General features: G+C 69.9%; 24 protein-coding genes. 13 read left to right on the top strand and 11 right to left on the bottom strand.

The features are described from left to right. Positions 1-59 precede the first annotated feature (59 nt). Together STRVI_RS18410 and STRVI_RS18405 are read right to left on the bottom strand one after the other, a co-directional pair. On the bottom strand, positions 60-746 hold the full coding sequence (locus tag STRVI_RS18410; protein ID WP_014057181.1) for a GntR family transcriptional regulator: 687 nt from the start codon (positions 744-746) through the stop codon (positions 60-62). A 118-nt stretch (positions 747-864) separates the two neighbouring features. Further along, positions 865-1,431 carry a tyrosine-type recombinase/integrase gene (locus STRVI_RS18405; RefSeq protein WP_014057180.1) on the bottom strand — a complete coding sequence of 189 codons (567 nt, stop codon included), beginning with the start codon at positions 1,429-1,431 and terminating at the stop codon, positions 865-867. 97 nt (positions 1,432-1,528) lie between these two features. On the opposite strand from STRVI_RS18405, the gene STRVI_RS18400 reads away from it, so the two are divergent. The 4 genes from STRVI_RS18400 (at position 1,529) to STRVI_RS18385 (ending at position 4,876) form a co-directional block, all read left to right on the top strand. Further along, on the top strand, positions 1,529-2,032 hold the full coding sequence (locus STRVI_RS18400) for a metallophosphoesterase family protein (RefSeq protein WP_043236110.1): 504 nt from the start codon (positions 1,529-1,531) through the stop codon (positions 2,030-2,032). Positions 2,033-2,143: 111 nt separating this feature from the next. Then, positions 2,144-3,550 carry an MFS transporter gene (locus STRVI_RS18395; RefSeq protein ID WP_014057178.1) on the top strand — a complete coding sequence of 469 codons (1,407 nt, stop codon included), beginning with the start codon at positions 2,144-2,146 and terminating at the stop codon, positions 3,548-3,550. A gap of 91 nt (positions 3,551-3,641) precedes the next feature. Further along, entirely contained in the window at positions 3,642-4,193 is a 552-nt protein-coding gene (locus STRVI_RS18390) for a DoxX family protein (RefSeq protein WP_014057177.1), read from the top strand. 185 nt (positions 4,194-4,378) lie between these two features. Then, positions 4,379-4,876: a hypothetical protein gene (locus tag STRVI_RS18385; protein WP_014057176.1), complete on the top strand. Its 498-nt coding sequence runs from the start codon at positions 4,379-4,381 to the stop codon at positions 4,874-4,876. Positions 4,877-5,005: 129 nt separating this feature from the next. Here the strand turns inward: STRVI_RS18385 and STRVI_RS18380 are convergent, their stop codons facing one another. Further along, complete coding sequence (locus STRVI_RS18380; RefSeq protein WP_353477073.1) at positions 5,006-7,351, bottom strand: transketolase-like TK C-terminal-containing protein; 2,346 nt, start codon at positions 7,349-7,351, stop codon at positions 5,006-5,008. Positions 7,352-7,514: 163 nt separating this feature from the next. Between STRVI_RS18380 and STRVI_RS18375 the strand changes: the two genes are divergently transcribed. Continuing rightward, entirely contained in the window at positions 7,515-7,997 is a 483-nt protein-coding gene (locus STRVI_RS18375) for an Lrp/AsnC family transcriptional regulator (RefSeq protein WP_043236107.1), read from the top strand. A gap of 176 nt (positions 7,998-8,173) precedes the next feature. Further along, complete coding sequence (locus tag STRVI_RS18370; RefSeq protein WP_251982656.1) at positions 8,174-9,097, top strand: poly(ethylene terephthalate) hydrolase family protein; 924 nt, start codon at positions 8,174-8,176, stop codon at positions 9,095-9,097. 106 nt (positions 9,098-9,203) lie between these two features. On the opposite strand, the gene STRVI_RS18365 is transcribed toward STRVI_RS18370, so the two are convergent. Further along, the gene (locus STRVI_RS18365) at positions 9,204-9,926 is read right to left on the bottom strand and encodes an IclR family transcriptional regulator (RefSeq protein WP_043236105.1); all 723 of its coding nucleotides are present in this window, start codon (positions 9,924-9,926) and stop codon (positions 9,204-9,206) included. Between the two features lie 483 nt (positions 9,927-10,409). Between STRVI_RS18365 and STRVI_RS18360 the strand changes: the two genes are divergently transcribed. Continuing rightward, positions 10,410-11,789, top strand: coding sequence for a PHB depolymerase family esterase (locus STRVI_RS18360; protein ID WP_014057171.1), 1,380 nt, complete (start codon positions 10,410-10,412; stop codon positions 11,787-11,789). 632 nt (positions 11,790-12,421) lie between these two features. Here STRVI_RS18360 and STRVI_RS18355 read toward each other — a convergent pair. Next, the gene (locus tag STRVI_RS18355; protein ID WP_014057170.1) at positions 12,422-13,441 is read right to left on the bottom strand and encodes a YeiH family protein; all 1,020 of its coding nucleotides are present in this window, start codon (positions 13,439-13,441) and stop codon (positions 12,422-12,424) included. Between the two features lie 100 nt (positions 13,442-13,541). Here STRVI_RS18355 and STRVI_RS18350 point away from each other — a divergent pair, with 100 nt between their 5' ends. Continuing rightward, positions 13,542-14,474 carry a LysR family transcriptional regulator gene (locus tag STRVI_RS18350; RefSeq protein ID WP_014057169.1) on the top strand — a complete coding sequence of 311 codons (933 nt, stop codon included), beginning with the start codon at positions 13,542-13,544 and terminating at the stop codon, positions 14,472-14,474. A gap of 578 nt (positions 14,475-15,052) precedes the next feature. Here the strand turns inward: STRVI_RS18350 and STRVI_RS18345 are convergent. The 3 genes from STRVI_RS18345 to STRVI_RS18335 are packed head-to-tail and all read right to left on the bottom strand — an operon-like array spanning position 15,053 to position 16,585. Continuing rightward, complete coding sequence (locus STRVI_RS18345; RefSeq protein ID WP_014057167.1) at positions 15,053-15,523, bottom strand: VOC family protein; 471 nt, start codon at positions 15,521-15,523, stop codon at positions 15,053-15,055. Positions 15,524-15,574: 51 nt separating this feature from the next. Then, complete coding sequence (locus STRVI_RS18340) at positions 15,575-16,072, bottom strand: pyridoxamine 5'-phosphate oxidase family protein (RefSeq protein ID WP_014057166.1); 498 nt, start codon at positions 16,070-16,072, stop codon at positions 15,575-15,577. Positions 16,073-16,084: 12 nt separating this feature from the next. After that, entirely contained in the window at positions 16,085-16,585 is a 501-nt protein-coding gene (locus STRVI_RS18335) for a cysteine dioxygenase family protein (protein WP_014057165.1), read from the bottom strand. Between the two features lie 106 nt (positions 16,586-16,691). Here STRVI_RS18335 and STRVI_RS18330 point away from each other — a divergent pair, with 106 nt between their 5' ends. After that, entirely contained in the window at positions 16,692-17,603 is a 912-nt protein-coding gene (locus STRVI_RS18330; RefSeq protein ID WP_014057164.1) for a LysR family transcriptional regulator, read from the top strand. 43 nt (positions 17,604-17,646) lie between these two features. Here STRVI_RS18330 and STRVI_RS18325 read toward each other — a convergent pair whose 3' ends face one another. Then, on the bottom strand, positions 17,647-18,399 hold the full coding sequence (locus STRVI_RS18325) for a TetR/AcrR family transcriptional regulator (protein ID WP_014057163.1): 753 nt from the start codon (positions 18,397-18,399) through the stop codon (positions 17,647-17,649). Positions 18,400-18,401: 2 nt separating this feature from the next. On the opposite strand from STRVI_RS18325, the gene STRVI_RS18320 reads away from it, so the two are divergent. From STRVI_RS18320 to STRVI_RS18310, 4 genes are read left to right on the top strand one after another with little or no spacing between them, the layout of a single operon-like run. Continuing rightward, on the top strand, positions 18,402-19,598 hold the full coding sequence (locus STRVI_RS18320; protein ID WP_251982655.1) for a hypothetical protein: 1,197 nt from the start codon (positions 18,402-18,404) through the stop codon (positions 19,596-19,598). Further along, positions 19,595-20,188, top strand: a complete 594-nt coding sequence (locus tag STRVI_RS18315) for an ester cyclase (protein ID WP_014057161.1) — start codon at positions 19,595-19,597, stop codon at positions 20,186-20,188. Before STRVI_RS18320 ends, STRVI_RS18315 begins: the two co-directional genes overlap by 4 nt. Continuing rightward, positions 20,185-20,340 (top strand): hypothetical protein, encoded by a 156-nt coding sequence (locus STRVI_RS52720; protein WP_014057160.1) that lies wholly within the window; start codon positions 20,185-20,187, stop codon positions 20,338-20,340. Before STRVI_RS18315 ends, STRVI_RS52720 begins: the two co-directional genes overlap by 4 nt. Continuing rightward, the gene (locus STRVI_RS18310; protein WP_014057159.1) at positions 20,337-21,134 is read left to right on the top strand and encodes an MBL fold metallo-hydrolase; all 798 of its coding nucleotides are present in this window, start codon (positions 20,337-20,339) and stop codon (positions 21,132-21,134) included. Before STRVI_RS52720 ends, STRVI_RS18310 begins: the two co-directional genes overlap by 4 nt. A 107-nt stretch (positions 21,135-21,241) precedes the next feature. Here STRVI_RS18310 and STRVI_RS18305 read toward each other — a convergent pair whose 3' ends face one another. Next, positions 21,242-21,754, bottom strand: coding sequence for a hypothetical protein (locus STRVI_RS18305; RefSeq protein WP_251982654.1), 513 nt, complete (start codon positions 21,752-21,754; stop codon positions 21,242-21,244). Positions 21,755-21,818: 64 nt separating this feature from the next. Continuing rightward, positions 21,819-22,319, bottom strand: coding sequence for a hypothetical protein (locus STRVI_RS18300; protein ID WP_251982653.1), 501 nt, complete (start codon positions 22,317-22,319; stop codon positions 21,819-21,821). Positions 22,320-22,668: the final 349 nt, after the last annotated feature.

The raw sequence follows: 22,668 nt of genomic DNA, 5'->3' as shown, positions 1-22,668 counted from the left end.
CCCGCTCCCGTCCAAGGGGGCCCGCTCCCGTCCAAGGGGCCCGGCGGGGCGGCACCCCGTCAGAGCAGTCGTGCCGCCTCCTCGCGGCCCTCGGCCCACAGGGAACGGACATGGCCGAGGTGGCGGGCCATGCATGCCTCCGCCGCCTCGGCGTCCCCGGCCAGCATCACATCGAGCAGTTCCACATGCTCCTCGGCGGACGGCAGTAGCTGGTCGTGTTCGTCGAGCCAGGTCAGGCCGTAGAGGCGGGAGCGCTTGCGCAGGTCGCCGACGGTCTCGACGAGGCGGTCATTGCCGCTGAGGCCCAGCAGTTCGAGGTGGAAGCGGCGGTCGGCCTCCAGATAGCCGACGAGGTCGTGGGCGGTCGCCGCCTCGACGATCTCCAGGGCGATCGGGCGGAGCGCCTCGAGCTGGGCGCGGGTCGCGGTGCGGGTGACCCTGCCGACGACCGGGACCTCGATCAGCGCCCGGATCTCGGTGTACTGGTCGAGGTCGCGGTCGCTCACCTCGGTGATCCGGAAGCCCTTGTTGCGCACCGGCTCGACCAGACCCTCGCGAGCCAGGTCGAGCATGGCCTCCCGCACCGGTGTGGCCGAGACCCCGAAGTCCGCGGCCAGACCGGGCGCCGAATAGACCGTGCCCGGCCGGAGTTCACCCGCTATCAGGGCCGCACGGAGCTGATGGGCGACCTGGTCGCGCAGCCGGTGCTGAACGGTGGCCAGGCTCCGATGCTTGAGTTCACCCATCTCGGCCCTCCGAATGGCACGTCGAGTCGGCGCGGAGTGCCAGCGTACAATGTCACGTTGCGCAAACGGCCCGACAGCGGCCCGACAGCGGCCCGGCGGGGACCGGCGAGAAACGGGCTCAGGTGTCCCAGACCCGACGGACCTGTTCGAAGCGGGTGGGCAGCGGAGGGCGGCGACCGGCGTACCGGGCGTTCGTACGGTGGACGAACCGGCGCCAGGAGAGCACCAGCCCCTGCCGGGTGATGGGCAGCCCGGCGACCACGGTCACCCCGTTGTCATGGGTGTGGTGCACCGTCAGCAGCAGCGCGTCCGGCACCGACCCCTCCAGCTCGGCGCAGAGCTCCTGCCGCACCCGCAGCCAGCGCCGCAGCACCAGCACGGTGCCGCGGTCCAGGCCGTGCCGGCGCGGGACGCGATGCTTGCCGTGCTCGATGGTCACCCATCCGGAGTCGAGGTCCAGCGCCGACAGTCTGCAGCGCAGCAGTCCGCCGTACCGGGCGCCGCTGGCCCGCGCCAGGCCCACCACCACGGCCAGCCGTACGGTCTCCGGCTTCGCGCCGTCCTCCATCGCCTGCACCGAGAGCTGCCGCCAGATCCACTCCGCCTCCGCCGTCGAGACCACCGGCCGCGGATAGCGGTCCTGCGCCGTCTCCTTCGCCGTCCGCGCCTGGGACCGCGCCGCCATGTCCACCCCCTGGAGCCTCGCGACACCGAGTCGCTTGGCACACTATTCTTTTCGTCGATGCCCGCGTCAAGGGCATCACGGCGGTACGGTCGTCCGTGTGCGTCTTCTGCTGATGTCCGACACCCATCTCCCCCGGCGCGCCAAGGCGCTCCCCGGGGAGTTGCTGGAGCGGCTGCCGGACGCCGATGTGGTGGTCCACGCGGGCGACTGGGTCGACCTCGCCACCCTCGATCTGCTCCAGGAGCGATCGCGGCGGCTGATCGGGGTGTACGGCAACAACGACGGGCCCGAGCTGCGGGCGCGGCTGCCGGAGGTGGCCCGGGCCGAGCTGGCGGGGGTACGGCTGGGCGTGGTGCACGAGACCGGAGCGGCGCGGGGGCGGGAGCGGCGCTGCGCCGAGCGGTTCCCCGGCCTCGATGTGCTGGTGTTCGGCCACAGCCATATCCCGTGGGACTCCACGGCCGAGGGGCCGCTGCGGCTGCTCAACCCCGGCTCCCCCACCGACCGGCGCCGGCAGCCGTACTGTACGTATCTGACGGCCGCGATCGAGGCCGGGCGGCTGACCGCCGTGGAGCTGCACCGGCTGGCGCCCCGCCGCTGACCGATCGCCGTTCCCCGGGCGGGGTGGCCGCGCCCGTTTCCTTCCGTTCCCTCGTCTCTCCTTTCAGCCCCGGTATCCGACCTGTCCTTTTCGGGTGCCGAGGAGTGTGTGATGACGGCGGTAAGTGGCGGGTCCGCGGGGCGATGGGCGCTGGCGGCGGTGTCCGCGACCGTGTTCTGCGTCCAACTGGACGCTTTCGCGCTGAACCTGGCCCTGCCCGGGATCGGGCGGGATCTGGGGGCGGCGGGAGGCGGCCTGCAGTGGGTGGTGAGCGGGTATCTGCTCGCGGCCGGCGCGCTGATGGCGGGCGCGGGGCGGCTGGGCGATCTGTACGGCCGCCGCCGGTTGCTGACGGCGGGGCTTGCGGTGTTCGGCGGGGCGTCGCTGGTCTGTGCGCTGGCCCCGTCGCTTCCGGTGCTGGTGGGCGCGCGGGTGGTGCAGGGCGCGGGCGGGGCGATGGCCATGCCGGCCGGTCTCGCCCTGCTGACGAACGCCTGCCCGCCCGGTGCGCGGGGGCGGGTCATGGGCCGGGCGCTGGGGATCGGGGGCGTGGCCACGGTGTGCGGGCCGTACGTCGGCGGGGTGCTCACCGAGGCGGTGTCCTGGCGGGCGGTGTGCTGGCTGAACGTGCCGCTCGCGCTGGTCGCCGTGGTGTGCGCGGCACGGGCCGGGGAGTCGCGGGACACCACCGCACCGGCGTCCGTGGACGCGGCGGGGCTGGTCACGGCGACCGGCGCGCTCGCGGCGCTCGCGGTCCTGGTCGACCGGGGGCAGGTGTGGGGCTGGGCCTCGGGCCGCTCGGCGGTGGCCCTGGCGCTGGCGATCGGGCTCGGGGTCGTCTTCGTACGGCATGAGCGGGCGGCGGTGCGTCCGCTGGTGGATCTCGCCCTGTTCGGCAACCGGCGCTTTATGGCTCTCACGGCGGCCGGGGCGGCGGCCAATGCCGCGACCGTGGTCGTCCTGTTCGTCGTGCCCCTGGCGTTGCAGGGGCCGTGGCGGCTGTCGGCGACGGGCGCGGGGGTGGCCTTCCTGGCCCCGGCGGCGGCGATGGCGCTGGCCGGGCCGGTTGCGGGGCGGATCCGCACGGCGGACGCAGTGCGGGCGATGGCCGGGGCCGTGGTGTTGGGGGCGGTGGCGCTGGGCGTCGCCGCCGCGGCGCCGACCCTGGCAGTCTTCCTCGTCGCGGTCACGGGGTGCGGGGCCGCGCTCGGGGTCGCGGGCACCCTGACGCTCATCGCCACCCAGGCGGTGGTGCGGCCCGAGCGCGCCGGGGAGGCGTCGGGGGTGACCAAGACGGTCATCACCACGGCGGCGGGGCTGGGGGTGGCCCTGTCCGGGCCCGCCGCCGACGCACACGGCGCCGCCACGGCCGCGGCCGTCGACGCGGCCCTGATGGCGGCCGGGGGCTGCTGTCTGGCCGGGGCGGCGCTCCTGGTGCTGACGCGGCTGCGGCCCGGCGGCTCGCGCGGAGGCCGCTCCGCCGCCGACGGGCGCCCGGACGACGGGCGCCCGGATTGAACCCCGCAGCTCGGTGGAGTAAAAAGTATTTAGGGTGCATATCGGATCTCGGCTCGGCGACCCGCGCCGAGCCCGACCAGACGAGGGCGCCATGACTGATTCCCACCCCGAGAACGCCACCGCACCCGCCCCGGCCTCGCCCAGGACGGCGGCGCATGTGCTCCGAGCCCATGATGTCGGTCTGCTGGTCCTCCGGCTCGGCGTCGGGCTGATCGTCGCCGCGCGCGGCGCACAGCACCTCTTCGGCTGGTGGGGCGGCCTGGGCATCGACAAGACGGCCGTGGCGTTCGCGCAGTTCGGCTATCCGGCGCCCAAGGCCATGGCCGTGATCGCCGGGCTCACCGAGACCTTCGGCGGCCTCGCCCTCGCCGTGGGGCTGCTCACCCCGCTCGCCGGTGCGGCCGTCGCGGGCACGATGGCCAACGCCGTCGCCGCCGCCACGCCGCTCGGCTATTTCGGCGGTTTCGAGTTCCCGCTGCTCGTCGGCGTCGGCGCCGCCGGGCTCGCGCTCACCGGAGCCGGCCGGATCTCCCTCGACGCGTTCCTCCCCGTCCTGCGGTCGCAGCGGCTGATTTACGGCATCGCCATGCTGGTGCTGGCGGCGATCCTGGCGACGGTGACGATCCTGCTCAGCAAGAACTGACGGCACCGGGGCGGCGAGGAGCCTGGGGCGCAGGGCGGCGAGGCGCCCGGGCACGGGGCGGGGAGAAGGATCGCCGTCGCACGGGTGAACACCAGGGGCCGGTTCTCCGTATCGCTCTGTGTGCGTCCTGCCCATGGGACGCGCGCCGCCCGCACAGGCCGATACCGAGACCGGAGGCCCCGTCCATGAATGACCGGTTCATCCCTCCCATCCAGGCGCTGCCGGATGGCGACGCCGAAGTCCGCCTGGTGCTCCATCTGCCCTGGGAAGTGGTCGCCGCGCTGGGCCAGGAGGCCGGCCGGCTGGCGGCCCAGTCGCAGCGGCCGGTGAGCCTGGACGAGGCGGTCAGCCATCGGCTGCGCCAGGGGACCCACACCATCGGCGTCCACGCCAAACCCGAGCGGGAGCGGCCCCAGCCCGCGGCCACGGCGCCCCACCCCGCACCGCCGTTGGCGGCCCGCTCCCCCGGTGAGCAGGCCCGGCAGGCGATCGAGAAGATCAACGGGTCGGCGCAGCCGCACAACGGCACCGCGAACGGCGGCGCCGGTGCCGCCGAGTCCACGGGCCCGCAGCACACCACCGGCGCCCCGGAACCGGCCCCGCCCGACGCCCGGGGCATCCTGGAGCGCCCCACGAGGGCCACCGGAACGGTGAACGGCACATCGACGGAGATGCCGAGATAACACCGGACGCAGGCGCGGGGAAACGGCTGGAAAGGCCGCGGATACGAGGGTGCCGTCAGCCACCGGACGGCACCCTCGTATGCGCGGCACCTCGAAGGTGCGAGTCGGCGAGCCTCCGGCCCTCTCGCCTTACTCGACGTGGTCCAGCGCCGCGGCGACGATGCCGTCGCTGTCGATGCCGTGGTAGCGGTAGACGTCCTCGATCGCACCGGACTGGCCGAACCGGGTCACGCCGAGGGTGGTGACGGGCGTGTTCCGGATCGTGCCCAGGAAGGACAGGGTGTGCGGGTGGCCGTCCAGCACGGTGACCAGAGGCGTGGTCCGTTCGGCGGGGAAGACCTGGTCGAGGATCCAGGTCGGGTCCTTTGACAGGCCGCGGCGGGCCTGCAGCGCGCGGAAGAGCAGGTCCGGGCTGGTCACGCACACGACATCGGCGCCGTGGCCGAGGGCGGCGAGCCGGTCGGCGGCGGCCAGGGCCTCGGGGACCAGTGCGCCCATCGCGGCGAGGGTCACCACCGGGTGCTCGTGCTGCCTCAGCCGATAGGCTCCGGCGACCGCGTGCCGGCGGCGGCGCTCACGCGCGGCCGGGTCGGTCGGCACCGCGGCCGCGGACTGGTCGACGGGCCGGGTGGACAGCCGCAGGTAGGCCGAACTCCCGTCCGGCCGACCGAGGTTGCCGAGCGCGGCGAGCAGACACCATTCGGTGTCGATCGCGAACGCGGGTTCATAGGTGACACAGCCGGGCTGCTCGATACCGAGTGACGGAGTGGTGATCGACTGGTGCGCACCGCCCTCGGGGGCGAGCGTGACGCCGGACGGCGTGCCGACCAGGATCGACTGGCCACCGGCGTAGATACCGAAGGACCACGGCTCCAGGGCCCGGTTGACGAAGGGGTCGTAGACCACACCGATCGGCAGCAGCGGCTGGCCCCAGCGGCTCCAGGTGGTGCCCAGTTCGCCGAGCAGGCCGACCAGGTTGGTCTCCGCTATGCCCAGCTCCACATGCTGGCCCGTGGGCCGCTCCCGCCAGTGCAGGATCGTCTCGGCGTCGTCGGCGAACCAGTTGGGGCGCTCGGTCGGCGACCACACCCCGACCTTGTTGAGCCAGCCACCGAGATTGGTGCTGGAACTGACGTCGGGGCTGACGGTGACGATCCGTTCCGCCGCCTCCGGCGCCCGCCGGGTGAGGTCCAGCAGGACGCGCCCGAGCGCCTGCTGGGTGTTGCCGGTACCGGTCGGTGCCGGGCGGGCCAGGTCGGCGGGCACCTCGGGGGGCCGCCGCGACGCGTGTCCGGGGCGGCGCAGCCGATCGGCGGCCGCCGCGCACAGGGCCGCTTCCGGCGAGCCGTCCCCGAAGGCCGCCCAGGGGCGGTCGAGGTCCGTCCCCAGGCGGTCGGCCAATGCCTTCATCTGGTCGCCGGTCAGCAGCGAGGAATGGTTCTGCGGATGGCCCTCGGTGGGCAGCCCGCAGCCCTTGACCGTGTACGCGAAGATCACGGTCGGGCGGGTGTCGTCGACGGCGTCGTACGCGTCCATGAGGGCGCGGATGTCGTGGCCGCCCAGATTGCGCACCGCTGCCAGCAGCGAGGCGTCGTCCAGTGGCGCGATGAGGTCGGCGATCGGCCCGGCCGTGGAGCCGGTGCCGGGCAGGCGCTCACGCAATTCGTCGGCGGAACACCGCAGCAGGCGCTGGTATTCGGGGTTGCCCATGGCGTCGATACGGGCGCGCAGCGCCTCGCCGCCCGGCCGTGCGAACAACTCCTGCAGGAGCTGCCCGTACTTGAGGTTGATCACCTGCCAGCCGGCCGCGGTGAACATGCCCCGCAGCCGCTCCGCGGCGATACCGGGCACCACGCGGTCCAGAGACTGCCGGTTCAGGTCGACGACCCACACCACCTCGCCCAGGCCCGGCACCATCGGGTCCTGGATCGCCTCCCAGATCGCGCCCTCGTCCAGTTCCGCGTCGCCCAGCAGAGAGTACTGCCGTCCCGTACCGGCCCCGCCGAAATGCCCCTCCGCGTAGCGCCGCGCGATGGCACCCCACAAGGGCGCGGTGGCGCCGATGCCGACCGAGCCGGTGGAGTAGTCGACCGGGTCGGGATCCTTGGACCGGCTGGGGTAGCTCTGCAGGCCCCCGAAGGCGCGCAGGGTGGTCAGGTAGGACTCGTCCAGCTCACCCAGCAGGTAGTTGATCGCATGCAGCACGGGCGAGGCGTGGGGCTTGACCGACACCCGGTCCTCGGAGGTCAGCGCGTGGAACCACAGCGCCGTCATGATCGAGGTCATCGAGGCACTGGACGCCTGGTGACCGCCGACCTTCAGCCCCGAGGGGTTCGGCCGCACCCGGTTGGCATGATCGATGATCGCCGTGGACAGCCACAGCACGCGCCGTTCGACCGCCTCGAGCGCGGCGAGCTCCGCCTCCCGGGCAACGCCCGAGCCCTTGCCGCCGACTGACCTCAGCTCCGAGTTCACGACCGTCACAGAGCGCACCCCACTGTCCGCACCTTGCTTCCGCGAAAATTTGACGTTGTGCTCTGCCAGTAGACAGATAATCCCTGGGGTGCACAACATGTCCCCGTAGGACTGAGCATTCTGCTCAGACTCCGAGTCGGATGAGAGACATCGATTGGACACTATGAGCGATGAGCGAGGCGTGGACGCCACCGACGCGCGGATCCTGCTCGCCCTTGCCGCCGATCCACGAGCCACCATCGTCGCCCTGGCCGAGCAACTGGGGTTGTCCCGCAACACCGTCCAGGCCCGGGTGGCCAGATTGGAACAGGGCGGCGCGCTGGACTCCTTCGAGCGCCGGATCACCCCGAAGACGCTGGGCCATCCCCTCACCGCGTTCGTCACCGCGCGGGTGCATCAGCACCGGTTGGCCGAGGTGTCCGAGGCGCTGGCGGGCATCGACGAGGTCGTGGAGGTCTTCGGCCTCAGCGGTGAGACGGATCTGCTCATACGGGTGGTCGCCACGGATGTGGAGGCCCTGTACGGAATCGCGGGACAGATCCTCGCCATCCCCGGCATCGAGCGCACCACGACGGCCCTGGCCATGCGCGAACTGGTGCCGCACCGCCTCACCCCACTGCTGCGCCGTGCCGCGGCGGGTGGCTAGCAGGACCCTTCCGCTGGGCAGAAACCCGACTTCCGGGTGTCTCCGGCGCGATTTACGTTGCGGACGCGCTGCACTTCCGGCAGCGCGCACCCGCGCAGCGTCCTGGAGGTCTCTTGATGCGTCCAACTCATCGTTCGCCCAGAAGGACTTCACCGTTACGGTCCCGCTCCCGCGCCGTGGCCGTGCTGATCGTGCTGGCGACCACCCTCGCCACCGCGCTGTTGACCGCCTCCGTCACACCGACCGCGGCCGCCGAGCGGCAGCCCCGGAGCAGGCCCGCGACCGGCTCGTCCACCGACAGCGCTGCCGTCCTCGCGACGATCCCGAATCCGACCGCCGCTTCGCTCGAGGCCACGAACGGGCCGCTGGCCACCGCCACCTACACCGTTCCCCATCCGAGCGGGTACGGGTCCGGCACCATCACCTACCCGACGGCCAGTGGCTCGTACCCGGGCGTCGTGCTGATGCCGGGCTATCAAGGGACCCAGCAGAACCTGCAGTGGCTCACGCCCCGCCTCGCTTCCTGGGGCTTCGTCGTCATCAACGTCGGCACCTATACGCTGGGCGACGATCCCGCGTCGCGCGGCCGCCAGATCAGCGCCGCCGGTACCCAGTTGATCTCGTTCGGTTCCGCCTTCGGCAACCCGATCCACGGGAAGGTGAACGGCACACTCGGTGCGGCCGGTCACTCGATGGGCGGCGGCGGTGTCATGGTGGCCCTCCGGGACGACTCCCGCTTCAAGGCGGGCGTGCCGCTGGCACCGTACAACCCGAATCAGAATTTCTCCGGAGTGACCGACCCCACCTTCTTCATGACCTGTCAGAGCGACCCCGTCGCGCACGGCAACACCTACGCGCTGCCCTGGTACAACTCGATGTCCCAGGCCGAGAAGCTCTACATCGAGGTTCCCGGCGACCACCTCTGCCCGATGACCGGCTACGGCAACAAGGCCAAGCAGGGCAAGTGGATCGTGTCGTTCTTCAGCCGCTGGTTGTACGGCGACACCCGCTTCAGCCCGTTCCTGTGCGGTGCCGCGCGGGAAGCGGACAAGAACAGCCCGGCCCTGGTCACGCGCTGGCAGGACACCTGCCCGTTCTGAGCAGGACCTCGCACGCACGGCTCCCGCGGTCCGCCGCGGGAGCCGTCCTCACGAGCCGCCCGTTCTGCCCGCTCCAGCCACGTTCACGCCCTCTGGAGGCGTCGGCTCACGCGCCGTTCTGCCGATGACGATGACGCAACGCTCGGGAGATGGCCCGGCCGGTAGCCCTGACTTCCGGCGCGAGCACGCTCTGTCCGGCGCCGGAGGTCCCCGGGAGGACGGACACCGCGGCCACGACCTCGCCCATCGCGTCCCGCACGGGAGCCGCGGCCGACGCCCTGAACCCCGGACCGGGCCACCGGCCGTTCACCGCGCAGCCTGTCCGCTCCACCTCGGCGAGCACGCGCCGCAGACCGGTCGTCAGGGCATGGTGGGCCAGATAGCGTTCCTGGGCGGTCGCCCCGGCGTACGCGAGGAGCACCAGGCCGTCACCGGTGGCGTGCGCCGGGCGCCGGCCGCCGACCGGTTCGCCCGCTCCGTCGGCGGCCGGGGCACCGATCCGCTCGACGAGCACCGTCTCCATGCCGTCCAGCACCGTCAGCCGAACCTGCTGTCCCCCGGTCTTCCGGTTCAGGCCCCGGAGGAAGGGCGTCGCCAGGTCTCTCAGTTCCAGCCATCGTGGGGCCGTGGCAGCGACCGCCCACAAGTGCAGGCCGATCTCGTAGCGGCCGTTCCGGTTCCGTTCGAGTGCACCCCAGGACAACAGCTCGCCGACCAGCCGGTGCGTGGTGGCCAGCGGCATTCCGGTTCGCCGGCTGATGTCCGAGAGAGTCAGCCGACGGCGTTCTCCGGCGAACGCGTCCAGCACGCTGAGAACCCGGCCGGTCACCGAGCGGGGGGCTGATTCCTTCTCAGCGGGCGCCCCGCTGGGCGGAGGTGGAGGCGGCGCTGAACGCATGTGGCGATCCCTTCGGCGGTGAGGGCCGTGCGCCAGAGTATTGGCATGCATGCAACAAGAGCTTCGGGTGTGCGGGGAGACACGGCCACCCCTCGCCCCCGGATATGAAGCTGTCGTTTACGCATAAGAAAACCGCGGGAGTCGAACCGCTTGCTTGGTGCGCCCGAGCACACGGCCGGATTGATGCGTATGACGCATCGACAGATCCCGGTCCGATGCTGGACACCGCTTGGACACGGCTTGGAGACTCACCGTGGCAGGGCGACGCCCGCCACCTGCCTCGCCCCCGGAACGACGCCGCCCGGCCACGTGTCGGCGCTCACCACACCGTACGGCTCATCCTCGGTTCACCCCACCAGACGGCCGGCTCCACATCCGGCCCTCTCCGGCTGCCCGACACCTTACGGAGGACCCATGAAACGGATCACCAGACGTACGGCGCTCACCATGGCCGGGGGTACCGTCACCGCGTCGATGGTGATCAACGCGGCCACCGCGGCAGCCGATGCCCCGGCGCCGGGACGACCGAAGGCGTCCGGAGCCGGTCCCGCTCTGCGGACCACCCTCATCACACGGGTGACGCCCAGGAACAACTGGCGGGTGACCGCCGTCGCCATCCGCTACGCGAACCCCATCGACCTGCGCGGCGGCGTCATCCCACCCTCCGCGTTCCAGGTCACCGCCGACCTCGGCGGGCAGCGCGCGGCCCGAACGGTCAGCCGGGTCTACCCGAACACCGTGGCCGGGACGGACGACCTCCCGCACGCGGGACGTCCGGGCAGATACCTCATCATCGAGCTCGACCCGGACGACGCCAATGCGCAGGCCGCCGGCACCGATCCGCTGCCGCTCCATCGCGCCTACGCCGTCAGGCAGGTTGCCGATGTGAAGACCCCCGGCGGCGACCTGGTGCTCGCAGCCGGTCCGTTGGCGATCCGCAACGACGACGTCATCACCCCGGTGGTGGACGACCTGACGGCGGGATCGTTCACCGACTCCACGGGATTCGAGCTGGCCTTCCGGCTGTACCAGCCGGAAGGGTTCGTGCGGAGTCCGGGCGCGGCCACCCGGTATCCGCTCGTCGTCACCCTGCACGGCGGCGGCGAGGTCGCCGACAACAACATGACCCAGCTCACCGCCAATCGCGTCGCCGTCACCTTCGCCAAGCCGGAACGCCAGCGTCGGCACCCGGCGTTCGTGCTGGCCCCCCAGATCCCACTCCCCCGCCCCATGGACGGACCCGACGGTACGGACTGGACCGACCCCAGGGTCCGAACGGCGCTGGTCGAACTCATCGACACCTTCACAACGCAGCGCCCCGTCGACGCGGATCGGCGCTATCTCGTCGGCCTGTCATCGGGTGCGCGAGGCATCTTCAACCTGCTCCCGAGGCATCCCCACACCTTCGCCGCGGCCCTGGCCACCGCCGGGTGGGGCGACCCGTCCACCATGGACAGGATCACGCACATCCCGATCTGGGCCGATCACTCCATCGACGACCCGGTGGTCCCCTACCGCGAGGGACGGTTCGGAAAGCCCGGCACCTGGACGCTGATGAACGCGCTGGAGAGCGCCGGTGCACCCATCACCCGCGGGGAGTGGGCCAACGACCTGCCGAAAGCGGAGTTCGAAGCCCGGTCCAGGGCCCTGCTGAACCGGGCCCGCAGGACCGGCAGCCATGCGCTGTTCACGAGCTACACACCCGGAACGACGCCGGTGAGCCCACATTTCGCGTGGGCACAGACCTATGAGAACGACGTCGTCATCGACTGGCTCTTCGATCAGTCCCGTTAGGTCACCACCATGACGGGTCCACTCCGCGCCGGGCGTGACGGCCTCCCTGACCAAGGCGGTAACCGCGTCCGGTGTGGGCCGCGTCGTCGGGCTCAGCAGCTGGGGAGCCCAACACGTCGAGGGCACCGGCCCGGTCACCGGGCTCCATCGCCTCGAACGGGCCCTCTCGGCCGCCCCTGGAGTGGACACGCTGTGGCTTCGGGCCGGCTACTTCATGGAGAACCTGCTGGACCACATCGGCGTTGTCAGGGACCTCCACCGCATCAGCGCCCCCTTCGACCCCGACCTGCCGCTGCCCTTCGTCGCCACCCGCGATATCGGGGTCGGAGCCGCGAAGGAGCTTGCCACCGGCACCTGGCGCGGTACGGAGGTCCTGGAGCTCCAGGGTGAACGCGACGTGAGCATGCGGGAAGCCACGGACGCGATCGCGCAGGCCGTAGGTGCGGACGACCTCACCTACGAACAGATCAGCCTCGTACCGCCCGCACCTCGACCCCTACCTCCATCGAACGGTTCGTCGAGAGGAATTCGCTCCCCGGTACCGCGCGACCGAATCAAAGTGTGGCTGCGTGTCGGCGTTGCGGCTCGTGGCGTCGGCGCAGTGCTGTGCCGGGCGAGAGGATCAGTCGCGATCACACACCGACGACGGCCAGCGCGGCATAGCCGACAACCGCGACGAGAAGCGTGGACAAAGCGCCCAGGGCAAGGCCTCGCCTTCCCGCCCGAAGCAGCGCACCGATCTTGACGCCGCTGCCCAGCCCGAACAGTGCGGCGGCGAAGAGCAGCGTGGTGACGACTTTGACCACGGACAGCGCGGTCGACGGCACGATACCGCTGCTGCGAACCAGCATCATCATCAGGAATCCGAGGACGAACAGCGGAACGGTCGGCGGACGTTTCCCCGTAGCGGCCCCGCCTTGTCGGCGCTGAACGATGCTGACGCCGGCGACCATCGGGGCGAGCAGGACGACCCTGGTCAGCTTGGTGACGACAGCGATGGCAACCGCCCCGGCCCCCGCCGGTGACGCGGCCGCGACGACCTGAGCGACTTCGTGAACGGAAAGTCCTGCCCAGGACCCGAGGTGCTCGGGACTCATTCCCAGCGCCTCACCGACGAACGGTACGAGCGCGATCGCGGCGCTTCCGTAAAGGGTCACGAGTGTGACAGCAGTCGCTACGTCCTCTTTGTCGCTTTCGGTGACGCTGTCCATTGCCGCGATCGCCGACGCCCCGCAGATGGAGAATCCGGTCGCCACCATCAGCGCGAGTCCCCGCGACACTCGGATCAGCCGACCGAGCAGGAGGGTTCCGAAGAAGGTCACGAGCACGGTGACCACGACCGCCAGCACCTTGCCCACACCGAGCCCGAAGACCTCGCCGAGCCCGAGCTGAAGCCCGAGCAGAACGACGCCGAGGCGCAGAAGCTTTTTCGTCGCCCAGCCCAGACCTTCCTGGGTCTTCGTCGGAAGGCGACCTCCCACGGCGACTCCGAGGACCACCGCGACGGTAAGCGCGCTCACGGCAGGCACCAGCTTGTTGAGAGAGAACGCGGCAGCCGTGCCGATAGCCACTACGAACAGCCCCGGGGCCAGTGAACGAACTGGCCTGGCGGCGTCTGCGGCACGCTCGACAACGTGTCCTGGTTTGGTCATGCCCTGATCGTCATCGTGCTGCGCCGAGCGCGGTACCGGTCAATAGGTGAGGACGTCATACCCCAAGGGCATGACAGGCCCGGAGCCATACGCTGGAGCTATGAGCCAGTTGCCGGATCTGGAATCGCTGCGTCTGCTCGTCCTTGTGGGAGACGTCGGAAGTCTGAGCAGGGCGGCGGCGCGGCTCGGTCTCGCGCAGCCGTCGGCCAGCAAGCGGCTGTCCACACTGGAGCGCAGGCTCGGCCTCGTGCTGGTGGAGCGGACCCGGCGCGGATCACAGCTCACCGACGCGGGTCGGGCCGTGGCGGTCTGGGCCCAGCAGGTTCTCCAGGACTTGGACGGTCTGCTCACCGGCGCGGAGGCATTGCGCACCAAGCGCGACGCCGAGCTGAGAGTCGCGGCGAGCATGACGGTGGCCGAGTACTTGGTACCGGGTTGGCTCGGCGAACTGCGTCGGATGCGGCCGGAGCTGTACGTGGGCCTCCAGGTGACCAACAGCGAGCACGTCCCGGAGCTGCTGCGCAGTGGCGCGGTGGATCTCGGATTCATCGAGTCACCGCAGGCCCCAGCCGGATTGCCTGCTCGGCGGGTCGCCCATGACCGTCTGCTCGTGGTCGTTGCGCCGGGGCACCCTTGGGCGCGCCGCCGTCGCCCGCTGGGCGTCGCCGAGCTTGCCGCCGCGCCGCTGGTTCTCCGTGAACGTGGCTCGGGCACCCGCGAAACTCTGGACCAGGCGCTGCGCCGGGCGGGAATGGCCGAGCCCCGGCCCCTGCTGGAGCTGGGGTCGGCGACGGCCGTGCGAAACGCCGTGATGGCCGGGACCGGCCCGGCAGTGATCAGCGAACTCGCCGTACGAACGGACCTCGCCGACCGCCGCCTGGTGGCGGTCGAGGTCGAGGGCATCAAACTGCACCGTGCCCTGCGCGCCGTATGGGCATCGGAACGCCCCCTGGCCGGCCCGGCCGCCGAACTCCTGGCTGTGACCAGACGACACAGACCAGACGTCGCCACCACGGGCGCCACCGCGCGGTGATCGCGCGACTCGCGGCAGAAGCGGACGTTTGGGCAGTTGTCACCGCTCACTGGCCATAGGAGAAACGAAGATCAGCGAACAGCAGTTGGTTGAGCCGTCGCCGAAGGTGTCCGGTCTTGCTCTGGTCGGGGGCTTCGTCGGTGGTGAGCAAGGTAAACCTCAGTAAGGTCCCTCCGTCACACGAGGCCGTCAGCGCGAAATGTACCTGATCATTGGGCCGGCTTGGCCACAGCGATGACCACACCGCCTGGCTGGGCTTCTCTGCGGCCAGGACTCTGGGATCGACTTCGTCGGCCAGCAAGTGGAGCCACGGACGGCCCCCTGGCCGACGAGGCTCCACGAGTGAGTCCCAGACGGCAGACGGAGGCGCCGGCAGCTTGCGCGCCCGCGAACCGATTTCCATCACACGAGCAGAGTATGTCGATCCACCAACGTGCACACACTCCATTCGACATGAGCGCGCGTCACGCCGAACCACGGATCAGTGGCAGCAGTGGATGTTCGCTGCGTGAGCGCTGAAGGGTTCGCCCTGATGCTGGAGACGGCCCTGTTCCGGCGCTGGGTCGTTCACCGGCCGGTCACTTGATCGGCTCGGCCAGCGCGACCATGATGCCTGCGGGGCCGCGGAGGTAGCAGAGCCGGTAGCTGTTCTCGTACCGCACCAGCTCGCCGACGAGTTCGGCTCCGTGTGGCCGCAAACGGTCGAGGATGTCGTCGATGTCTTCGACGGCGAACATGATGCGATGTGCGCCCAGCGTGTTCGCCGGAGCGCACGGGTCGCCGTCGCGGCTGGACGGCGTATGGTACTTGGTCAGCTCGAGCCGTCCGTGGCCGTCCGGGGTGCGCATCATCGCGATGTCCGATCGGACTCCTTCGAGCCCGACGAGGCGATCCACCGCGCTGCCCTCCACAGTCGCCTCGCCTTCCAGCTCCAGTCCGAGTTCGACGAAGAACGCCTTCGCAGCCGCGAGGTCGTCGACGACGATGGCGATATTGTCCATCCGCTGGATCGTCCCCCGCCCAGGGCCTCGCTGGTCGGTGTGGTTCATGATGATCTCCATTCGGGGGCGGCCGCCGGGTTCGGCGGCGGGTGTGCGTGTTCAGGCGGGCTGACGTTCTTTCTGTCGCTGCATGAGCTCCTCGATGGCGGTGGGCAGGGTGGTCTCGAAGTCGATCAGCTTGGCCCAGGTCGGCTTCACCACGACTCGGACCATGCCGTCGTAGAGCGACTTCACGCCTTCCTCCCACTCGGCCCGTTGCTCGGGCGTCATCTCGTAAGTGCCGTTCCACTTGAAGTATTCGTCCGGGATGCCGTCGACGACATCCAGTTCCGCCTGGCCGCGGATGAGCAGGACCTTCGGTGGGTGCGACTCGGTGTCGATCGTCAACGCGACCGCGGGATCGCGGCGCAACGCCGGGATTTTCCGCGCGTTCGTCGCGGTGCACATGACGATTTCCGTGCCGTTCCAGACGATTCCGATCGGGATCGACCGCGGGGTGCCGTCCAGTGCAATGAAGGCCAGCCTGGCCAGGTCACGGGTCAGGAGTTCCTGACTGAGTGGGCGGTTCAGTACCTCGTCGATGGCGTGCTGGTCCATGGTTCGAGCTCCTCAGTTGTAGTAGCGGCGGGCGCTGGAGCCGACGCGGGAGATGTCGGTGCCGTAGATGTGCAGGCTGATGGCGGTCTCGTCGCCGACGTTGCGGATGCGGTGGATGTCGCCGGGCGGCGCGAAGCCGCTGACCTCGCCGGGAGGGTTGTCCCGCGTGCCCATGGGATTGAGCGCTTCGTCGAACAGTTCCTCGTGCTCGATGCCCGACAGCACGCCCACGACACACCAGGTGATGTGGTCGTGGATCCGGGTGGTCTGGCCGGGGCGCCAGATCAGGCCGAGTATGGAGAACGCCCCGTCGGGCTCGGCGTGCAGCAGGTGGCCCGCGACCCTGTCGGGCCGGCCAAGACGCTGATCGGGCGTCAGGATCCCGGGGCCGGACAGGTGCGCGCGGAGCTGATCGGCGACCAGTTCCGCGGTGTCCGTCCAGCCGGTCCGCACGTCGATCGCCTGGCGCACGGCCACGACGAGGTCGGTGAGCGTTGCCGGTGAGCGGGCCATGGCCACGTCCTCCTTCACGGAGCGGGTTTGTCCCGATCAGCCTCGCGCGCACCGACCCATTCGTCTAATGACAATACTTTGGCTAACTCATGCGTATCCTCTATGTATGCTGGATATCCTGCGGTTACGGGTTCTCGCGGCGATCGCGGCGCATGGCTCGGTCACCAAGGCCGCCAAGCACCTGAACTACTCCCAGCCCGCCGTCAGCCATCATCTGGCCAGGCTGGAAGCCGAGACCGGCGCCAGACTCGTCCAGCGGGTCGGCCGGGGCATCCGCCTCACCCCGGAGGGCGAGCACCTGGCCCGCCGCGCCACCGAGATCGTCGGCCGGGTCGACACCGCCGCCGCGGAACTGTCCGCGATGGTGGGCCTGCGCACCGGCCGCGTCCGGGTCGCCGGCTTCCAGTCGGCGCTCGCCGCGCTGGTGCCGCACGCCGCGGGCACCCTGCGTCGCGAGCACCCCGGCATCGAACTGCACCTGATCGAGGCCCACCCGCGCGTGGCACTCGATCTGCTGCGGGCCGGGCAGGTCGACGTCGCGGTCGTCTTCCGCTACGACGACACGACCCCGGACGACATCCGCCCCACGCATCTCTTCGACGACCCGATGTACCTGCTCAGCCTCGAACCCGGCCAGACACTGGCAGGCAATCGCGACTCCGCCTGGATCGCGGGTTGCGAGAACTGCCGCCACGAGTTCCTCGATGCCTGCGACAAGGCGGGCTTCACCCCGCCCATCGCCTACACCAGCGACGACATCATCGTCCAGCAGGCACTGGTCGCCGCGGGCATGGGCGTGACCACCATGCCAGGGCTGGCACTGCGCACCCACCGCGCGCCCGGAATCGAGGCCAGCGTCGTCCGCGACTTCCGGCGGCACGTCTACCTGGCCACCTATGGCGACCCGCCGGATCCGCCGGCGACCACGGCCTTCGTCAGCGCACTGCACCACGCCGTCCAGCAGACCCGACCCGGCGAGCCGACCCCACCCGCAGCCTGTCTGTCTCAAGTGGACTGACGCATCAGTCCAGTTGCGGCCGGCTTGATCGGCTGCGAGTCGTTCACCCCGGATGTGCGGTCTGGTCGGTCCGCTTGCCTTCAGCGGCCTTCCGCGTCACGGCGGTGACGATGAAATCGAGGGCGTACTCGAATTCCTCATCGTGGTTGAAGTGGGCCAGGTACGGGGCCGCCTCGACCAGCGCGGGCATTCCCGAGGACTCGAGGTCGTGGCGTCGCCCTGCCTCGGCCTCGGAAACGACCGCCCCGAAGGTCGGACCGGCCGTGACCTCGCGCAAGAGGGTCCCGATGATCGACGCCAGCAGCGTCCTCAGAAGATGGACCGCCTCAGCGGGTTGGCAGCCGGCGGCACGCAGGATCGACAGCACCCTGTCGATGGGATGAAGACCGGCTGTGGACGAGAGCTGCCGGGTCAGGACGAGGGCTCCGGCCCGGGGGTGCGCGAGGGTGCTGGCGCGGAACGTTCTCCCTATGGCGCGGAGGTCCACGTCGAGTGATCCCGTCGGTTCGGGGAGTGGGAGGCCGGCCAGGATGTGCTCGGCGACGGCGTCGAGGAGGCTGTCCTTGCCGTCGACGTAGTTGTAGAGGCTCTTCGCGTCGACTCCCAGCCGCCGGGCGACGGTGCGCATGCTGACGCCCTCGACACCTTCCTCGTCGATCAGAGAAATGGTGGCCCCGACGATGGCCGCCCTGGTCAGCGTGGACGCGCCCTTGCGGGGCCGGCCGCGTCGTGTCGGCGTTCCAGGTGGATTCTCGGCGGATGTCGGCAGCGTCGTCACCACTTCATCATGCCTCATCCTTGCCAAAATCCACGGTGTGGACTATAACCGGTGGGACCAAATATCCACAGCGTGGAATTACTCTGGAGACCCGGATGCGGAACTTTCCGTGGCGTGCGGCGGACGTGGTGGATCTGCCGGTGATCGGCACCCCCGTCGACACGCTCACCGACCTGAGCCGGACGCCCGGAGGGCCGGGCGCCCGGCTGGCCGCGGTCCGTCTGGAGGCGGCAGCGTTCAAGCGAGAGTTCGCGACGACAGGGACGCCTGACACCATCACCACCTGCGATCTGGTCACCCTGCCCTACCCGACGCGATTCGGTCTCTTCCGGGCGTCGCGCGCGATCGCGCCATTCCTGTCGATAACCAACCGCATGCTCGTCATCCGGTGGCATGAGACCGACGGTCGGTCACGTGTCCTGCTGTTCGAGCCCAGCGACGTCGAACTGGGCCGGTACACGCCCTACTTCGACAGGCTTGCGCAGCGTACGCCTGACGTCGTCGCCCGCCGGATGCTGACCGAGCATGGAACGGTGCTGGACCATCTCGCCGCCCTGGACATCGCGCCGGGAGACATCGACTACCTCCTGTTCGACCACCTTCACACTCAGGACCTTCGGCGCTGGGTGGGCACCACGGCGCATCAGGAAGACCTCGGGGGTCAGCCGGAGCCGGCCTTTCCGAACGCCAAGGTCATTGTTCAGCGTGACGAACTCGCGGGCATGGCCGAGCTCCACCCGCTGCAAAAGCCCTGGTACCAGCCCGGCTCCTACCGTGACGTCCCGGCGGAGGCGTTTCTCCCGATCGAGGGCTCGGTGATCCTCGGCCCCGGCGTCGCCGTGGTGAAGACACCGGGGCACGTGTTCGGCAACCAGACTCTGGTCGTCAACACCTCGACCGGCATATGGGTCAGCAGCGAGAACGTCATAGCGGCCGAGTGCCTGACGCCGGAGCACTCGAAGCTCCCAGGTCTGGCGAAGTGGAGCCGCGAGTGGGGGCAGGAGGTCGTCCTCAACGCCAACAGCATCGAGAGCACGGCCGACCAGTACAACTCGGTCATCCTGGAGAAGACGCTCGCCGATCCGTGCCAGGAAGACCCGCGTTTCCTGCAGTTCTTCCCGTCCAGCGAGCTGACCGGCGCCTGGACAAACCCCGGCACCAAGCCGACATTCAGCCATCGCACCATCACCCACGCCAAAGAGCGAGCGACTACGTGAACCGTTTTGTTCTGCCCTCCGAGTCCGTGCTCCGCGCTCGCGAGAAGCTCGTTCTCGACCATTTCCGCGACGAGGTCGCCCAGGACTGGGACGCCACCTTGTCCACCTTCCCGCATCCGCACTACGAGCTCATCGCGTTGATGAGGGTGCACGACGGCGACTCGGAGGTGCGCGAGTACTACGACGGTACACGCGCGGCCTTCCCCGACCAGGACCACGAGATCATCGCTATGCGTCACAGTGTCGACGCGGTCATCGTCGAGTTCTGGCTGATGGGCACCCACCTGGGCCCCCTCGGCAAGATCCCGCCGACAGGTGCCGGGCACCGCACCCGCATGAACGCCTACTTCATCTTCGACGAGAACGAGAACCTGGTCACCGAGCGCATCTACTTCGACCAGTTGACCATCCTCAAACAGCTCGTCGCGAGGATCGACAAACGCAAGCCGAGCGGTCTGCTGAAGCTCATCCGCATCCTCAAGGGGGCCCTCGGGATGGCCGGCGGTGAAGCCGATCCGCGGCTCCTTCGCACCACCCCGCCCGACTTCATACGCCGGCCCGCCGACCCCGAAACAGGAGAACCCGTATGACCATGCCTGCCCTGATCGGCGGCAAGGGACGTGACTGGACTCTTGAACAACGTGCTCTCCCCGAGCAGTTGGGGGCCATCCGCGTCCAGGTGATGGCCGCCGGCCTGAACCGTGCGACTGCCATGGCCGAGATGACGGAGGCCCTCGGGTGAGAGTCCACCACCTCAACTGCGGGACGATGCGGCTGCCGGGCGCCGATCTGGTCTGTCACGTACTGGCGGTCGAAACCAGCAACGGGCTGGTGCTCGTCGACTCCGGGTACGGGACGCAGGACATCGCGGAACCGGCCCGCCGTGTGGGCCCTGTCCGCCACATCGTCCGTCCGGCGTTCGATGTACGGGAGACCGCGCTGCACCAGATCAAGGAGCTGGGCTTCCAGGCGGAGGACGTCTCACACATCGTGACGACCCATTTCGACCTGGACCACATCGGGGGACTCTCGGACTTCCCGGACGCGCAGGTCCATGTGACATCCGCCGAGGTGCGAGGCGCGCTGTCGCCGGCCACACGACTGGAGCGAGGACGGTACCGCCACATCCTGCTGTCCCATCGCCCAAAACTGGTGGAGCACGACCCGACCGGGGATCAATGGCGCGGGTTCACAGCCGCCAAGCAACTCACCGAGATCGACGACGGCATCGTGCTGGTGCCCATGCCCGGCCACACCAGAGGACACGCCGCCGTCGCTGTGGACACCGGCGACTACTGGGTCCTGCACTGCGGGGACACGTTCTACCACCCGGGGACACTCGACGGCACATCCCGTGTCCCCGCCTCGCTACGGGTCCAGGAGCGTCTGGTGGCACACAACGTCAAGGCGCTGAGAGCCAACCAAGAACGCATCGCGGAGCTCCGTGAAGGCGACCAGGAGCATCTGATGGTGGTGTGTGCCCACGACCCTTCCCTCTTCCAGGCCGCCCGCGCACGCAGCGCGGCAGCCCCCTGACCGGCAGCCTGCCGGCGCGCGACGGAGCACCCACAGCGGGGGCCGCCCCTGTCCCTACGGGCCGTCCTTGCCTGGGCATCAGCCCCGGGCCGGGGCGTTTCAGGCTGTCACAAGCGGACCTTGCTGTAGTCGACCTCCTGTTCGGGGTAGGTGGCGGCCCGCTGCCCGAGAGCCCGCATCCGGTCCCGCGTCCGGTCCCGCATCTCGTCGGCGGGCAGATGGCGGAAGCTGCCATGACCCGGCAGTACCCACTCGAAGGTCAGCTCCCCCGCGCCCCGGGCCACGGACCCGGCCGGCGTCTTGATGGAGTCGTAGACGACGCTGTCGGCCACTTCCAGGTCCTGCTGGGAGTTCGACCAGAAGAACGCGTCGCCGGTGAAGCAGAACTTCTCATCCGCGATGAAGAGCGCACTGCCCGCGGTGTGTCCGGGGAAGGGGTGAGCGATGACGCCCGGCCCTGTCTCCACCGGGTCCGTGCCGCGGATGAGGTGGTCGGCGTCGGGGAGGGAGTGCAGGTCCCCTTCGTGGATCCACACCCTGGCCCTGAAGGCGTCGGCCGACGCAAAACCGCTCTCGGCGCCGCACTGGGCGGTGTTCCGCTGGGCGATCGCTTCGGCCACCTGCTCGATGGCGGTGCGTAGAAGGGCACCGTAAGCGTCGTCCCGGGGAGATGGGGAGCATGGGTCATAACTCCTCTCTCAATCGCGCCCAGGTATGGGTGTCCAGGCTGTCGTCGGGACCAATGCGGGAGAGCTCGGCGCCGTGGTGTCCCAGGGCCACGATGACGGGACGGGCTCCGCGGCTGACGTAGGGGGACGTCCAAACAGTGATGAGCTTGCAGTGCTTGGGGTTCTCGATCCGGCGGGCACCGACGAGAACGTGGCCCACGTCCCGCCCGAGGCGCACTTTGGCGCAACTGATCCACGGGGCTGCCGTGATGGAGCGTGGCGGGTCAATGCTGCGGGTGAGGCTGAGGACGCCCCCGGCGTTGCGAACGTCGAGCACATCGATGTTGACAGGATCGTCTCCGGAGCCGCTGCCGCCCCCCACGTACCGCCACTGCTCGTCGTACCACTCCAGGAGGGCAATGTGCTCATGCGTCCGCGGTGACTTCGGACGCCACACGATCCAGATCGCCCCGACACCGGCAGTGGCGTCCACATCGGCCGACACCACGGTCAGCACACGCCGCGGGATCCACCACGGCTGCGGCACATCTCTCGCCAGCGCCCGCCGCACGACACCCCGCAGAAAGGTCTCCGACCGGGGTCCCGTCCACACGGCCCTTCCCCATGCCCGCATGCGCCTGCGATACCCGGCCCGCGAGAACGTCAAGCCCCAGGCCGGTGGGGCGTTACGGGACGAGCCTCAACTGCACGACGTACCCGACCGCGCCCATATCGCGTACGCATCGCACACCCACCACCTGTCCACCAGCCGACTTGTGGATACCCCACAACCCGGCGCCCCGCACGTGCGGGAGAACAATGACACACCTCGGGCGCTTTCTTCGGACACGCGTCCGCCGTCGGGA

This window comes from Streptomyces violaceusniger Tu 4113 (assembly GCF_000147815.2).
Classification (GTDB): Bacteria; Actinomycetota; Actinomycetes; order Streptomycetales; family Streptomycetaceae; genus Streptomyces; species Streptomyces violaceusniger_A.
Note: the sequence above shows the minus strand (reverse complement) of the source record. Positions and strands in the feature narration are given on the sequence as shown.